The organism is Streptomyces sp. JJ36 (assembly GCF_021696945.1).
Classification (GTDB): domain Bacteria; phylum Actinomycetota; class Actinomycetes; order Streptomycetales; family Streptomycetaceae; genus Streptomyces.
Genome location: NZ_JACYHE010000002.1, coordinates 41346 through 56095 on the forward strand (window position 1 = coordinate 41346; position 14750 = coordinate 56095).

General features: G+C 75.6%; 14 protein-coding genes. 7 read left to right on the forward strand and 7 right to left on the reverse strand.

What is annotated here, in order from left to right:
- Positions 1–175: 175 nt before the first annotated feature.
- Together HOY81_RS01080 and HOY81_RS01085 are read right to left on the reverse strand one after the other, a co-directional pair.
- Complete coding sequence (locus HOY81_RS01080) at positions 176–1027, reverse strand: DUF3097 domain-containing protein (RefSeq protein ID WP_237316988.1); 852 nt, start codon at positions 1025–1027, stop codon at positions 176–178.
- Between the two features lie 58 nt (positions 1028–1085).
- Positions 1086–1808: an MBL fold metallo-hydrolase gene (locus tag HOY81_RS01085; protein WP_237316990.1), complete on the reverse strand. Its 723-nt coding sequence runs from the start codon at positions 1806–1808 to the stop codon at positions 1086–1088.
- 196 nt (positions 1809–2004) lie between these two features.
- Between HOY81_RS01085 and hrcA the strand changes: the two genes are divergently transcribed.
- The 6 genes from hrcA to HOY81_RS01115 all read left to right on the forward strand — a co-directional run bounded on the left by hrcA (position 2005) and on the right by HOY81_RS01115 (position 7540).
- Complete coding sequence (hrcA, locus tag HOY81_RS01090) at positions 2005–3021, forward strand: heat-inducible transcriptional repressor HrcA (RefSeq protein WP_237316992.1); 1017 nt, start codon at positions 2005–2007, stop codon at positions 3019–3021.
- Positions 3022–4155: a molecular chaperone DnaJ gene (dnaJ, locus tag HOY81_RS01095; RefSeq protein WP_237316993.1), complete on the forward strand. Its 1134-nt coding sequence runs from the start codon at positions 3022–3024 to the stop codon at positions 4153–4155.
- A 139-nt stretch (positions 4156–4294) separates the two neighbouring features.
- A complete protein-coding gene (locus HOY81_RS01100) occupies positions 4295–5383 on the forward strand; it encodes a nitronate monooxygenase (protein ID WP_237316995.1) in 1089 nt (362 codons plus the stop codon).
- Positions 5380–6120 (forward strand): 16S rRNA (uracil(1498)-N(3))-methyltransferase, encoded by a 741-nt coding sequence (locus tag HOY81_RS01105; RefSeq protein WP_237316997.1) that lies wholly within the window; start codon positions 5380–5382, stop codon positions 6118–6120. The genes HOY81_RS01100 and HOY81_RS01105 overlap by 4 nt, the downstream gene beginning before the upstream one ends.
- A gap of 109 nt (positions 6121–6229) precedes the next feature.
- The gene (locus HOY81_RS01110; RefSeq protein WP_237316999.1) at positions 6230–6607 is read left to right on the forward strand and encodes a histidine triad nucleotide-binding protein; all 378 of its coding nucleotides are present in this window, start codon (positions 6230–6232) and stop codon (positions 6605–6607) included.
- An 18-nt stretch (positions 6608–6625) separates the two neighbouring features.
- Complete coding sequence (locus HOY81_RS01115) at positions 6626–7540, forward strand: ribonuclease Z (RefSeq protein ID WP_237317000.1); 915 nt, start codon at positions 6626–6628, stop codon at positions 7538–7540.
- Between the two features lie 37 nt (positions 7541–7577).
- Here the strand turns inward: HOY81_RS01115 and era are convergent, their stop codons facing one another.
- The 3 genes from era to HOY81_RS01130 form a co-directional block, all read right to left on the reverse strand.
- Positions 7578–8537, reverse strand: a complete 960-nt coding sequence (gene era, locus HOY81_RS01120; RefSeq protein WP_237317002.1) for a GTPase Era — start codon at positions 8535–8537, stop codon at positions 7578–7580.
- Between the two features lie 189 nt (positions 8538–8726).
- Entirely contained in the window at positions 8727–9077 is a 351-nt protein-coding gene (locus tag HOY81_RS01125) for a cytidine deaminase (RefSeq protein WP_237317004.1), read from the reverse strand.
- Positions 9078–9138: 61 nt separating this feature from the next.
- On the reverse strand, positions 9139–11277 hold the full coding sequence (locus tag HOY81_RS01130) for an MMPL family transporter (protein WP_237317006.1): 2139 nt from the start codon (positions 11275–11277) through the stop codon (positions 9139–9141).
- Between the two features lie 156 nt (positions 11278–11433).
- Between HOY81_RS01130 and HOY81_RS01135 the strand changes: the two genes are divergently transcribed.
- Positions 11434–12822 carry an amidase family protein gene (locus HOY81_RS01135; RefSeq protein WP_237317009.1) on the forward strand — a complete coding sequence of 463 codons (1389 nt, stop codon included), beginning with the start codon at positions 11434–11436 and terminating at the stop codon, positions 12820–12822.
- Positions 12823–12902: 80 nt separating this feature from the next.
- Here the strand turns inward: HOY81_RS01135 and HOY81_RS01140 are convergent, their stop codons facing one another.
- Together HOY81_RS01140 and ybeY are read right to left on the reverse strand one after the other, a co-directional pair.
- The gene (locus HOY81_RS01140; RefSeq protein WP_237317011.1) at positions 12903–14246 is read right to left on the reverse strand and encodes a hemolysin family protein; all 1344 of its coding nucleotides are present in this window, start codon (positions 14244–14246) and stop codon (positions 12903–12905) included.
- Positions 14243–14743 (reverse strand): rRNA maturation RNase YbeY, encoded by a 501-nt coding sequence (gene ybeY / locus HOY81_RS01145; RefSeq protein WP_237317013.1) that lies wholly within the window; start codon positions 14741–14743, stop codon positions 14243–14245. The genes HOY81_RS01140 and ybeY overlap by 4 nt, the downstream gene beginning before the upstream one ends.
- Positions 14744–14750 lie beyond the last annotated feature (7 nt).

Here is a 14750-nt window from a genome sequence, read left to right on the forward strand (position 1 = left end):
CGGCGCGTGCCCGGAGCCGCCCGGCCGGCGCCGCGCGCCGGGGCGGGCCCCACCCGGCGGCACGGTTGCCGGGTGCGTGCCGCCCCTTCCCGGCTCTCTCGGTGACCGGCCCGCAGGTACGGCCCGCCGGTACGGCGCGCCGTTGCCCGCTGCGCGCTGCCGCACCGGCCGGCCGTCAGGGGCGCGGCTCCTCCGTGCCCGGCGCGGTGACGAAGTCGATCAGCTCCTCGACCCGCCCCAGCAGCGCCGGCTCCAGATCCCGGAACGAGTGCACGGCGCCCAGGATCCGCCGCCACGCCGTGCCGGTCTGCGCCGGCCAGCCCAGCGCCTCGCACACGCCCGTCTTCCAGTCCTGCCCGCGCGGCACCCGCGGCCAGGCCTCGATGCCCAGGGAGGAGGGCTTCACCGCCTCCCAGACGTCCACGTACGGGTGTCCCACCACCAGGACGTCCGGTCCGGTGACCGCAGCCGCGATGCGGGACTCCTTGGAGCCCGGCACCAGGTGGTCCACCAGCACCCCGAGCCGGGCGTCGGGGCCCGGGCCGAAGGCCTCCACCAGCGCGGGGAGGTCGTCCACGCCCTCCAGGTACTCCACCACGACGCCCTCGACGCGCAGGTCGTCGCCCCACACCTGCTCCACCAGCTCGGCGTCGTGCCGGCCCTCCACGTAGATCCGGCCGGCGCGGGCCACCCGGGGCGGGGCGTCCGGAACGGCCACGGAGCCGGAGGCGGTGCGCTGCGGCGGGGCGGGCGCCGCCGGGGCCGCCGAGCGGGGGCGGACGAGCGTGACGGTGCGGCCGTCCAGCAGGAAGCCGCGCGGCTCCAGGGGGAAGACCCGGTGCGCGCCGAAGCGGTCCTCCAGCGTGACCGCCGGGCCCCCGGCCGTCTTCTCGCAGCGGATCACCGCACCGCAGAACCCGGTGGTCACCTCCTCCACCACCAGGCCGGTGTCCGCCGGCACCTCGGGCACGGGCCGTCGGCGCTTCCACGGCGGGGTCAGATCGGGGTCGTACGAGCGACTTCGCATGGGGGGTATTGTCCCCGCCCTCCCGCACCGGCGTGCCCGTGCCGGGCGCCCGCGCCGGTCAGCCGGCGCCGAAGCGCCGGGCCAGCGCGTCCCGCTGGGCGCGGACGAAGGCGGCGTCGACCACGGCGCCGTGCCCCGGCACGTACACCGCGTCCTCGCCGCCGAGCGCCAGCAGCCGGTCCAGGGCCGCCGGCCACCGGGCGGGGCGCGCGTCCGGGCCCGCCTGCGGCTCCCCGGACTCCTCCACCAGGTCGCCGCAGAACACCACCTCGGGGTCGCCGGGGCCCGCGCCCGGGACCAGCACGGCCAGGTCGTGGCAGGTGTGCCCGGGACCCACGTTGGCCAGCAGCACCTGCCGGGTGCCGCCGAGCGAGAGGGTGAGTTCCCCGCTCACCGGGTGCCCCGGCGGCTCCAGCGCCTCCGCCGCCCGGGCCGCCTCCTCCGGGTCCACCCCGTGCCGTACGGCGTCCCGCCGCAGCTCCTCCCGGCCGCGGCCGGTCAGCACGGTGCCGAGGCCCACCGCGCCGTACACCTCCGCGCCGGTGAAGGCCGGGGTTCCCAGCACGTGGTCGAAGTGCGGATGGGTGAGAGCGACATGCGTCACCGGGTGCCCCAGGCGCTCGCGCGCCCCGGCCCGTACCGCCGCGCCTTCGGCGAGGGTGGCGCCGGTGTCCACCACCAGCACCCCGTCCGGACCGGCCACGGCCCCGGTGGTGGCGTCCCAGCCGGGCAGCCGGCGGCGCAGGACCCCCGGTGCGAGCTCTTCCCAAGCGGCGTCCATACGACGACGCTAGCGGCACCGGCCCGCCCGCGCCCCGGCGCGGAGTGTGCGTCGCGCGTCACCCCGGCGGGTCCGCCCTTGCCCGGGGGCTGGCACCCGGCCGTACACTGGGCGCCGGGGATACTGGCACTCACCTACGGAGAGTGCCAAGCGGTCGGTACTTTCGGGAGATCACGCCCGTAACGGGAGGTGCGGCATGCTCAGCGAACGCAGACTCGAGGTGCTCCGCGCCATCGTGCAGGACTACGTCGGCACGGAGGAGCCCGTCGGGTCGAAGGCGCTCACCGAGCGGCACAACCTGCAGGTCTCGCCGGCGACCGTGCGCAACGACATGGCCGCGCTGGAGGACGAGGGCTACATCGCCCAGCCGCACACCAGCGCGGGCCGCATCCCCACCGACAAGGGATACCGCCTCTTCGTGGACAAGCTGGCCGGCGTCAAGCCGCTGTCCTCGCCCGAGCGCCGCGCCATCCAGAACTTCCTGGAGGGCGCCGTGGACCTGGACGACGTGGTCGGCCGGACGGTGCGGCTGCTGGCGCAGCTCACCCGGCAGGTCGCCGTCGTCCAGTACCCCTCGCTGACCCGTTCCACGGTGCGCCACGTCGAACTGCTGTCGCTGGCGCCCGCGCGGCTGATGCTGGTGCTCATCACCGACACCGGCCGGGTCGAGCAGCGCATGGTGGACACCCCCGCGCCGCTCGGCGAGGCCACCGTCGCGGATCTGCGCGCCCGGCTGAACAGCGCGGTGACGGGCGAGCGCTTCACCGCGGTGCCGCGGCTGGTCCAGGACCTGCCGGAGGCCTTCGACGCGGAGGACCGCGGTGCGATCTCCGCCGTCCTGGCGACGCTGCTGGAGACGCTGGTCGAGGAGACCGAGGAACGGCTGATGATCGGCGGCACCGCCAATCTCACCCGCTTCGGCCACGACTTCCCGCTCACCATCCGGCCGGTGCTGGAGGCGCTGGAGGAGCAGGTCGTGCTGCTCAAGCTGCTGGGCGAGGCCACGGACTCCGGCATGACCGTACGTATCGGGCATGAGAACGCCCACGAGGGCCTGAGTTCCACATCGGTCGTATCCGTCGGTTACGGTTCGGGCGACGAGGCGGTCGCCAAACTCGGCGTGGTCGGACCGACCCGCATGGATTACCCCGGAACGATGGGAGCGGTACGCGCAGTGGCACGTTACGTCGGACAGATTCTCGCGGAGTCGTAAGTGGCGACGGACTACTACGCGGTCCTCGGCGTGCAGCGTGACGCTTCGCAGGACGAGATCAAGAAGGCCTTCCGGCGGCTGGCCCGGGAGCTGCACCCGGACGTCAATCCGGACCCGAAGACGCAGGAGCGCTTCAAGGAGATCAACACCGCCTACGAGGTGCTCTCCGACCCGCAGAAGAAGCAGGTCTACGACCTCGGCGGGGACCCGGCGGCCGGCGCGGCCGGCGGCGGCGCGGGCGGCTTCGGCGCCGGCTTCGGGAACTTCTCCGACATCATGGACGCCTTCTTCGGCACCGCCTCGCAGCGCGGGCCGCGGTCCCGCACCCGCCGGGGCCAGGACGCCATGATCCGCCTGGACATCGACCTGGAGGAGGCCACCTTCGGCACCACCAAGGAGATCCAGGTCGACACCGCGATCGTGTGCGGCACGTGCAGCGGCGAGGGTGCGGCCCCCGGCACCTCCGCGCAGACCTGCGACATGTGCCGCGGCCGCGGTGAGGTCTCCCAGGTCACCCGCTCCTTCCTCGGCCAGGTCATGACCTCCCGGCCCTGCCCGCAGTGCCAGGGCTTCGGCACCGTCGTGCCCACGCCCTGCCCGGAGTGCGCGGGCGACGGGCGGATCCGCTCCCGGCGCACCCTCACCGTGAAGATCCCGGCGGGTGTGGACAACGGCACGCGCATCCAGCTCGCCGGCGAGGGCGAGGTCGGCCCCGGCGGCGGCCCGGCCGGCGACCTCTACGTCGAGATCCACGAGACCCCGCACTCCGTCTTCCAGCGCCGCGGGGACGACCTGCACTGCACGGTCACCATCCCGATGACGGCGGCCGCCCTCGGCACCAAGGTGCCGCTGGAGACGCTGGACGGCATGGAGGAGGTCGACATCCGGCCCGGCACCCAGTCCGGCCAGTCGATCCCGCTGCACGAGCGCGGCGTCACCCACCTGCGCGGCGGCGGCCGCGGCCAGCTCATCGTGCACGTCGAGGTGTTGACGCCGACCAAGCTGGAGCCGGAGGAGGAGGAGCTGCTGCGCCGGCTCGCCACGCTGCGCGGCGAGGAGCGGCCGCAGGGCCAGTTCCAGCCGGGGCAGCAGGGGCTCTTCTCCCGCCTGAAGGACGCGTTCAACGGCCGCTGACCCGGGCGGCCGGAGCCTGTGCCCGCCCGGCGGGGCGCGGCACGGCCGCCGTACGGGGGCGGGTTCCGGTTCCCCTGCTGCCGTGCGGCAGCGCGGGCCCGCCCCGGCGGGCCCCGGGGCCGCGTGACAGGATGACGGCATGTCCTCCGCGCCGACCTCCCTCTCCGCCCTGAGTGAGTACCCGATCGTGCAGGCCCCCATGGCGGGCGGCGCGTCCTGTCCCGGTCTGGCCGCCGCCGTCTGCGAGGCCGGCGGCCTCGGTTTCCTCGCCGCCGGCTACAAGACGCCGGAGGCGATGTACGAGGAGATCAAGCGGCTCCGGAGCCAGACCGGCCGCCCCTTCGGGGTGAATCTCTTCCTGCCGCAGCCGCCCGTCGCCGACCCGGCCGCCGTGGAGACCTACCGCGGCCAGCTCGCCGACGAGGCCGCCTGGTACGAGACCGAGCTGGGCGACCCGGACCAGGGCAACGACGACGCGTTCGAGGCGAAGACCGCCATCCTGCTGGACGACCCGGTGCCGGTGGTCTCCTTCACCTTCGGCTGCCCGCGGAGCCAGGTGGTCGACCGCTTCCGCAAGGCGGGCACGTTCACCGTCGTCACCGTCACCGCCGCCGAGGAGGCCCTCGCCGCGCAGGAGGCCGGCGCGGACGCCCTGTGCGTCCAGGGCATCGAGGCGGGCGGCCACCAGGGCACCCACCACGACGACCCGCAGACCGACGCCGCCCGCTCCGGGCTCGGCCTGCTCGCGCTGATCGCGCAGGTCCGGGAGGCCACCCGGCTGCCGCTGATCGCCTCCGGCGGTCTGATGCGCGGCGCCCAGATCGCCGCCGTGCTGGCGGCCGGCGCGGACGCGGCCCAGCTCGGCACGGCCTTCCTGGTCTGCCCCGAGTCCGGGGCCAACGCGCTGCACAAGCAGTCGATGACACACCCGCTCTTCACCCGCACCGAGCTGACCCGCGCCTTCTCCGGCCGCCCGGCGCGGGGCCTGGTCAACCGCTTCATCCGGGAGCACGGCCGCTATGCCCCCGCCGCCTACCCCCAGGTGCACCATCTGACCTCGCCGCTGCGCAAGGCCGCCGCGAAGGCCGGGGACCCGCAGGCCATGGCGCTCTGGGCCGGGCAGGGGCACCGGCTGGCCCGGCAGCTCCCCGCCGGGGAGCTGGTGGAGGTGCTGGCCGCGGAGCTGGCCGTGGCCCGGGAGGGCGCCGGCCCGCGGGGAGCCTCGTGACGACCGCTCCGGTCTTCCTCGCCGAGGACCTGCGGCCGGCCGCGGGCACCGTGGTCCTGGCGGGCCCGGAGGGGCGGCACGCCGTCTCCGTACGCCGGATGCGCCCCGGCGAGGAGGTCGTCCTCACGGACGGCTGGGGCACCGGCGCGTACGGCACCGTGGCCGCCGTGGAGGGCAAGGACCGCATGGAGGTTGCCGTCACCCGGGTGCACACCGAGCCGGAGCCGCGGCCGCGGATCACCGTGGTGCAGGCGCTGCCCAAGGGGGACCGCGGCGAGCTGGCCGTGGAGACCATGACGGAGACCGGCGTGGACGCCGTGGTGCCGTGGTCCGCCGCCCGGTGCGTCACCCGGTGGCGCGGGGAGCGCGGCGCCAAGGCGCTGGCCAAGTGGCGGGCCGCGGCCCGCGAGGCGGGCAAGCAGGCGCGCCGGCTGCGCTTTCCGCACATCGCCGAACCGGTGACCACCGGCGGGCTGGTCCCGCTGCTCCGCGACGCCGCGTTCGCGGCCGTGCTCCACGAGTCGGGCGGCGCACCGCTGGCCACCGCCGAGCTGCCGGCGGAGGGCGGGATCGTGCTGGTCGTCGGGCCGGAGGGGGGCGTCGCCCCGGAGGAGCTTGCCGTCTTCGAGGAGGCCGGTGCGGCGCCGTACCGGCTGGGCCCCACGGTGCTCCGCACCTCCACCGCCGGCACCGCCGCCACCGCCGTGCTGCTGGCCCGCACCGGCCGCTGGTCCTAGGGCCTGTCCGGACCGGCCCCGGCCCGCAGCGGGGCGCGGAGCGCCCGGATGCCCCGCAGCCGGTAGCATCCGTGCGTACCGACCATCACGTCACGCCGGAGGCGCCACCGTGCCGGGAGAGCCGCAGGCCGACTGCCTGTTCTGCAAGATCGTCGCGGGTGAGGTCCCCGCCACCGTCGTCCGGGAGACCGAGACCACCGTCGCCTTCCGGGACATCAACCCGCAGGCCCCCACCCACATCCTGGTGATCCCCAAGGGCCACTACGCCGACGCCGCCACGCTCGCCGCCGAGGCGCCGCAGCTCGTCGCGGACGTGCTGCGCGAGGCGGGCACGGTGGCCGCCGAGGAGAAGATCGCCGTGCGGGACGGCGGGCCGGGCACCGGCTACCGCGTCGTCTTCAACACGGGCACGGGCGCCGGCCAGACCGTCTTCCACGCGCACGCCCACGTGCTCGGCGGCCGCGGCCTCAACTGGCCGCCCGGCTGAGCGGGGCGGGCCGGCCCCGTGTCCGTCCGTGAACTGGTCGTCCTCGGCACCGCCAGCCAGGTGCCGACACGCCACCGCAACCACAACGGCTACCTGCTGCGCTGGGACGGCGAGGGCATCCTCTTCGACCCCGGCGAGGGCACCCAGCGGCAGATGCTGCGGGCCGGGGTGGCCGCGCACGACCTCACCCGGCTCTGTGTGACCCACTTCCACGGCGACCACGCCCTCGGGCTGGCCGGGGTGATCCAGCGGATCAATCTGGACCGCGTCCCGCACCCGGTCACCGCGCACTTCCCGGCGAGCGGCCGCCGCTTCTTCGACCGGCTGCGGTACGCGACCGCGTACCGCGAGACCGTGCCGCTCCGGACCGCCCCGGTCGCCGGGAACGGGCCGGTGGTGCTCGACACGGGGCCGGCCGGCACGCTCACCGCCCACCGGCTCTCGCACCCCGTGGAGTCCTACGGCTACCGGCTGGTCGAGCCGGACGCCCGGCGGATGCTCCCCGAGCGGCTGGCCGAGCACGGCATCCGCGGGCCCGACGCCGGACGGCTGCAGCGGCAGGGCGCGCTGCGCGGCGTCACCCTGGAGGACGTCAGCGTGCCCCGGCCGGGTCAGCGGTTCGCCTTCGTGATGGACACCCGGCTCTGCGACGGCGTGTACGCCCTGGCCGAGGGGTGCGACCTGCTGGTCGCCGAGTCCACCTTCCTGGACGCGGAGGCCGCGCTCGCGGAGGAGTACGGGCATCTGACGGCGGGCCAGGCGGGGCGTGTCGCCGCCGAGTCGGGCGTACGGCATCTGGTGCTCACCCACTTCAGCCAGCGCTACGCCGATCCCGCGCCGTTCGCGGCGGAGGCCCGGGAGGCCGGTTTCACCGGTGAGCTGACCGTCGCCGAGGACCTCGCCCGCGTCCCCGTGCCGAAGCGCCGCCCGTGACTCCTTCCGGGCCGCCGGCGCCCGGGGGAGCCCGGCGTCAGAAGCCGAGGCGGCGGAGCTGCCGGGGGTCGCGCTGCCAGTCCTTGGCGACCTTGACGTGCAGGTCCAGGTAGACCGGGGTGCCCAGCAGCGCCTCGATGTGCGTGCGGGACCGGGTGCCGACCTCCTTGAGCCGCTTTCCGCCGGGGCCGATGACGATGCCCTTCTGGCTGGGCCGCTCGATGTAGACGTTGGCGTGCACGTCCAGCAGCGGCCGGTCGGCGGGGCGGCCCTCCCGGGGCACCATCTCCTCGACGACCACCGCGATGGAGTGCGGCAGCTCGTCCCGTACGCCCTCCAGGGCGGCCTCCCGGATCAGCTCCGCCACCATCACCTGCTCCGGCTCGTCGGTGAGGTCGCCGTCCGGGTAGAGCGGCGGCCCTTCGGGGAGCAGCGGGACCAGCAGGTCGGCGAGGAGGGAAACCTGGGTGCCGGAGACGGCCGAGACCGGGACGATCTCCGCCCACTCGAAGCCCAGCTCCTTCCCCAGCCGGTCCACGGCGAGCAGCTGCTCGGCCAGGGCGCCGGGCTCCGCCAGGTCGGTCTTGGTGACCACGGCGACCTTGGGGGTGCGCCGGAGCCCGGCCAGCTCCTTGGCGATGAAGCGGTCCCCGGGGCCGAACTTCTGGTCCGCGGGCAGACAGAAGCCGATCACGTCGACCTCCGCCCAGGTGGTGCGCACCACGTCGTTGAGCCGTTCGCCCAGCAGCGTCCGGGGCTTGTGCAGGCCCGGAGTGTCCACCAGCACGAGCTGGGCGTCCGGGCGGTGTACCACGCCACGCACCGTGTGCCGGGTGGTCTGCGGGCGGTTGGAGGTGATCGCCACCTTCGTGCCCACCAGCGCGTTGGTCAGGGTCGACTTGCCCGCGTTGGGGCGCCCGACGAAGCACGCGAAGCCCGAGCGGTGCGGGGCGGCCGGGTCCGGGGGCGGGGACGAGGGAGCGTTCATGACGGCCATTGTCCCCGATGGCGGAGGCGGCCCGGACCGGTGGTCCGCGGCCCCCGGGGGAGGCAGGGCTTCCTGCCGGGGCCGGCCCGAGCGGCCGGTTCCGGCCGCTCCCGTCCCGGTCGCCCCGTCCCGGTGGCCCCGCCCGGGCGCCGGGCGACCCGTCCGGGTGCGGACGGGAGGCCCCGGCACCGGAGCCCGTCAGCCGGCCGTGAGCGTGGTGTGCGGCACGCCGTCCGGGCCGGCCAGCAGCACCGGCGTCCCGGACCCGCCCAGGTCCCGTACGGCCGCCCGGTCCTCCTCCGGGACCGTCTCCGCCTCGCCGACCACCGCGGCCGCCTCCAGGGAGGTCGCGCCGGAGGCCACCGCCATCGCCACCGCCGTGCGCAGGGCGCTCAGCCGCAGACTCGGCAGCTCCACGGAGCCGGCCACATAGGTGCGGCCCGTCTCGTCCCGGACGGCCGCTCCCTCCGGCACGCCGTTGCGGGCGCGGGTGCTGCGCGCGAGGGTGAGGATCTTGCGGTCTTCCGGGTCCAGTCCCTGGTCACTCATACGGGCGAGCATATGCGTCCCGCCCCGCGTGCGGAGGCGACGCCCCGGGCTCCCGGCCGGATCAGCCGGCAGGCCCGGACGGGGCACCCGTCCGCTCGGCGGGGGTGCGGTCCCCGGGCAGCGGCCGGGGCCACCACATGGGCTTCCCGACGTCCAGGAAGAGCGCGGAGACCAGCACGGAGCGGACGACGAAGGTGTCCAGCAGCACGCCCAGGGCGACCGCGAAGCCGATCTCGGCGAACGCCACCAGGGGCAGGGTGCCCAGGACCGCGAAGGTGCCCGCCAGTACCAGCCCCGCCGAGGTGATCACGGCGCCGGTGGCCGCCAGCGCCGTCACCGTGCCCGGCCGGGTGCCCTGCACCATGGCCTCCTCGCGCACCCGGGTGGAGAGGAAGATGTTGTAGTCCACCCCGAGCGAGACCAGGAAGACGAAGACGAACAGCGGGAACGAGGCGTCCTCACCCGCGAAGTCGAACAGGTGGCGGAACGCGAGCGCGCTGATGCCCAGTGCGGCGGCGAAGGAGAGCACCACGGTGGCGACCAGCACCAGCGCCGCGACCACCGCCCGCAGCAGCAGCGCCAGGATGAGCAGCACCACCAGCAGAACCAGCGGCAGCACCACCTGGTTGTCCCGCATCGACGCGGTCTGGGTGTCCAGCAGCGCCGCCGTGCCGCCCCCCACCAGGGCGTCCGCCCCGGGCACCGCGTGCACGGCGTCACGTACCCGCTCGACGGTGTCCTTGGCCGCCTCGCTGTCGGCGGGCGCGGTCAGCGTCGCCTCGAACAGCACCCGGCCGTCCTCCTGCGGCGGGGTGCCCGGCGGCACGCCGACCGACTGCGGCACCACGCCCGGCGTCCCGGCCACCACGGCACGCACCCGCTCGGCCCGGTCCGCGTCCGCGACCACGATCAGCGGGTCGCCGGCACCCGCCGGGAAGTAGCGGGCGGAGACCTGCTGGCCGGTGACCGACGCCGGGGTGTCGGTGAACGCGTCCTCGTTGCTGAGGCCCTCGGCCCGCAACCCGAGGATGCCGAAGGAGAGCGCCGCCAGCACCACGGCCGCGGTGACCCAGACGGCCCGCGGCCGGCGGCCCACGGCGCGGCCGATACGGGCCCACACCCCGCGTTCGGTGGGCTCCGGCGATCCCTCGTGCGGGATCAGCGGCCAGAAGATCCACCGGCCGGCGATCACCAGCAGCGCCGGGAAGAGCGTGGTCATGGCGAGCACGGCGATCGCGACGCCGATGGCGGCGACCGGGCCGAGGCCGCTGGTCGAGTTCATCTCGGCGGCCAGCAGCACCAGCATCGCCGCACACACGGTCGCGCCGCTGGCCAGCACCGCCGGGCCGGCCCGGTGCAGCGCGCGGGCCATCGCGTCGTGCCGGTCGTGGTGACGGCGCAGCTCCTCCCGGTAGCGCGCCACGAGGAGCAGCGCGTAGTCCGTGCCCACGCCGAAGACCAGCACCAGGAAGATGCCCGCGGTCTGCCCGTTGACCGTCAGCCCGGCATGCTCCGCGAGGAGGTAGACGATCGCCTGCCCGACCAGCAGCGCGGAGATCGCCGAGGCGACCGGCACCAGCAGCAGCGTCGGGCTGCGGTAGGTGATCAGCAGCGCGATCACCACCACGGACAGCGCCGCCAGCAGCAGCGTGGAGTCGATGCCCTCGAAGACCTCCGAGAAGTCCGCGGAGGTGCCGCCCGGACCGGTGACGTACACCTGCAGTCCGCCGCCGTCCCCGACCTCGCGTTCGATGGCGCCGACGGCGTCGGCCAGCCGGTCGAAGCCCTCCTCGTCCATCAGCACCGGCACGGCGATCCGGGCGGCGCGCGGGTCCTGCCGGCGGTCGAACTCCGGGCCCCGGGTCCGCTCGCCGACGATCCCGTGCACGTCCAGGTCCCGCAGCTCCGCGGCGTCCGCCGCGATCCGTTCCCGGTCCGCGGGGGTGAGGCCGCTCTCCCGGACGTAGAGCACCACGGTCAGCATGGTCTCCGGGCGGAAGTCGTCGGCGATCTCCAGCACCCGGGTGGACTCGGCGCTGCCCGGCAGCCAGGAGGAGGCCTGGTTGTCCTGCGCCTCCATCAGCTTCGACGACAGCGGCGCCAGCAGCACGAGCAGCACCAGCCACAGCAGCAGCACGAGCCACTTGGTCCGTCGGCCGCAGACCAGCCGGGCCACACCCCGCTGTCGTCCGTCCGCCATCGCCTGACCTCCGGCCCCCGTCGGCCACCCGTCCGGCGCCGGTGCCGGGCACCGGGCGCCTCTGCGGCAGTATCACCCGCCCCGCTCCCGGGCGCGCGGCGGACGGGTCTGGTGCAATGAGCCGGGTCGGGTTCCGGGCACCGGAGAGGAGTACCCATGACACGGCACCAGGAGGCCGGGACGCCGGGCCCGGTGTGGCGCGAGCGCGGCGCGCCCCTGGTGGCCGGCGCCGGCACGGGGCCGCTGCGCGGGCTGCGGTGCGCGGTCAAGGACGTGTACGCCGTGCGGGGGTACCGGCTGGGCGCCGGCAACCCGGCCCGGCTCGCCGGGGCCGCGCCGGAGCCCGGGCACGCCTGGGCCGTACGGGCGCTGCTGGACGCCGGTGCCGACATCGCGGGCATCGCACAGACCGACGAGTTCGCCTACAGCCTGAACGGCACCAACGCGCACTACGGCACCCCGCCCAACCCCGCGGCCCCCGGCCGGATCCCCGGCGGCTCGTCCAGCGGCCCGGCCTCCGCCGTCGCCCTGGGGGAGGCGGACATCGGGCTGGGCAGCGACACCGCCGGGTCGGTCCGGGTGCCCGCTTCCTACTGCGGCCTGTACGGCTTCCGGCCCACCCACGGCGCGGTACCGGCCGGCGGGTTGCTGCCGCTGGCGCCCGCGTTCGACACCGTCGGCTGGCTGGCCCGGGACGCGGCGACGCTCGCACGCACCGGCGAGGTGCTGCTCGCCGCCCCGGAGCCCGCGCCCCCCGCCCCGGGTTCCGCGCAGCCGCCCCCCGGAGAGCCCGGAACCCCGGAGGGGGAGGCCGGGGAGACCGGGCCCGCGGAGGGCGCGTCCGGGCCCCGGCACGCCGGGGCCGGGGCCGGGGCCCCGGGCCACGCCGGAGCCGGGCGTCCGGCGTCCCCGGGGGCGTTCCGTACCGCGCTCGTCGTGGACGACCTCGTGGCGCTCGCCCGCCCGGCCGTCGCCGCGGCGTTCCGCACCGCCGCGGCGGAGGCCGCCGCGCGGGCCGGGCTGCGGCGGGAACGCGTCCCGACCGTGGGCGACACGCTCGCCGGCGGGACCGGCGGCGGCTGGGCCGAGGCCTTCACCGTCGTCCAGGCCGCTCAGGCGTGGCAGCAGAACGGGGCCTGGGTGCGGGCCCATCCCGGGGCGCTGGGGCCGGGCATCGCCGAACGCTTCCGCCTGGCCTCCGCGGTCACCCCGCGGCAACGCGCGGAGGCCGAGGAGGAGCTGCGCGAGGCGGCCCGCACGCTGCGCGCGGCGCTGCCCGGCGGCACCGTGCTGCTGCTCCCCGCCACCGGCTCCCCGGCACCGCCGCGGAACGCGGAGCGCGGGGCGACGGCGGAGAACCGGAAGGCGACCTTCCGGCTGACCTGCCGTGCCTCGCTGGCCGGGCTCCCGTGTGCGGTCCTCCCCTCCCTGACCGTCGACGGCCTGCCCGTGGGCCTGGCCGTCCTCGGCCCGCCCGGCAGCGACCACGCCCTGCTGGCTCTGACCCGGGCGCTGGCCCCGGCCGCCGCAGCGGGCCGCCCCTGAGGCCTGCCCCGGGCGCCGGGCGCGCCGGCCTGGACCGGCGGCGCCCGGCATCCGCGCAGCCGGGCCGTGCGGTGGGCGGGTCAGCCCTCGCCGTGGTTCGCGGCGCCCTCCGGCGCCCCCTCCACCGGGGCGGTCGTACGGACGGGCTCCACCAGCACCGTGGTGATGCGGTTCCGCCGGCCCACCGGGGACTCGGCGGTCAGCCGCAGGGCGGTGAGCGCCGGGTCCGAACGGTCCTCCGTGACGTCCACGGTGGTGGTGGCCCCGGCGATGGGCACCCGGCCGAGCGACTTGGCGAGCAGCCCGCCCACGGTCTCCACGTCCTCGTCGTCCAGGCCCACCAGGTCGTAGAGCTCGCCCAGGTCGCCCAGGTCCAGCCGCGCGGTGACCCGGTAGCGCCCCTCGCCCAGGTCCTCCACGGGCGGCAGTTCGCGGTCGTACTCGTCGGTGATCTCCCCGACGATCTCCTCGAGGATGTCCTCGATGGTGACGATGCCCGCGGTGCCGCCGTACTCGTCGATGACCACCGCCACGTGGATGCGGTCCCGCTGCATCTCCCGCAGCAGGTCGCCTGCGTTCTTGGTGTCCGGCACGAAGGCCGCGGGCCGCATCGCGGTGGAGACCGCCTCGGTCTCCGCTTCCCGGCTGATGTGCACCTTGCGGGCCAGGTCCTTGAGGTAGACGATCCCGACCACGTCGTCCTCGTTCTCGCCGACCACCGGGATACGGGAGAAGCCCGAGCGCAGCGCCAGCGTCAGCGCCTGCCGCAGGTTCTTGAACCGCTCGATGGTGATCAGGTCGGTGCGGGGCACCATCACCTCGCGCACCAGGGTGTCGCCGAGCTGGAAGACGGAGTGCACCATCCGCCGCTCCTCCGCCTCGATGAGCGACTCCCGCTCGGCCAGGTCCACCATGGCCCGGAGCTCCGCCTCGCTGGCGAACGGGCCCTTGCGGAAGCCCCGGCCGGGCGTCATGGCGTTGCCGACGAGGATCAGGAGCTGCGGCACCGGGCCGAGCACCCGGGCGAGCGGCAGCAGCACGTACGACGCCGCGGTGGCCGTGTTGAGCGGATGCTGGCGGCCGATGGTGCGGGGCGAGACGCCGACGGCGACGTACGACACCAGCACCATCACGCCCATCGCCACGGTCAGCGCCTGCCAGGTCTCGTCGAAGGAGCGCAGCGAGGCGTAGGTGACCAGCACCCCGGCGGCCATCTCGCTGGTCACCCGCAGCAGCAGGGCCAGGTTCAGATAGCGGGTCGGGTCGGCCGCGACGACGGCCAGCTTGGCGGCACCGCGCCGGCCCGAGCGCACCGCCTCGTCGGCCCGGTAGCTGGTGGTACGGGCCAGGCCCGCCTCCGCGCAGGCGGCCAGCCACGCGACGATCACCAGCGCGACCGCCGCGGCGATCAGCCGGGCGGTCACGAGGTCGTGGTCGGGGCCGGGGACGGCCCCGTCAGGCCGCGCTCGGCGCGCCAGCCGTCGACGATCGCGGACTGCAGACCGAACATCTCGGCCCGTTCACCCGGCTCCTCGTGGTCGTATCCGAGCAGGTGCAGCACCCCGTGCACGGTGAGCAGCTGCAGCTCCTCGTCCATGGAGTGCCGGGTGGGCGCCTCGGCGCCCTGCCGCTCCGCCACGTCCGGGCAGAGGACGATGTCCCCCAGGAGCCCCTGGGGCGGCTCCTCCTCGTCCCGGAGCGGCGGGCGCAGCTCGTCCATGGGGAAGGACATCACGTCCGTGGGGCCGGGCAGGTCCATCCACTGGAGGTGGAGCTGCTCCATGGCGTCGCTGTCGATCGCGATGAGGGAGAGTTCGGCCAGCGGGTGGATCCGCATCCGGCCGAGGGCGTAGCGGGCGATGTCGAGGAGCGCCTGCTCGTCGACGGGGCGCCCGGACTCGTTGTTGACGTCGATGGACATGATGCCT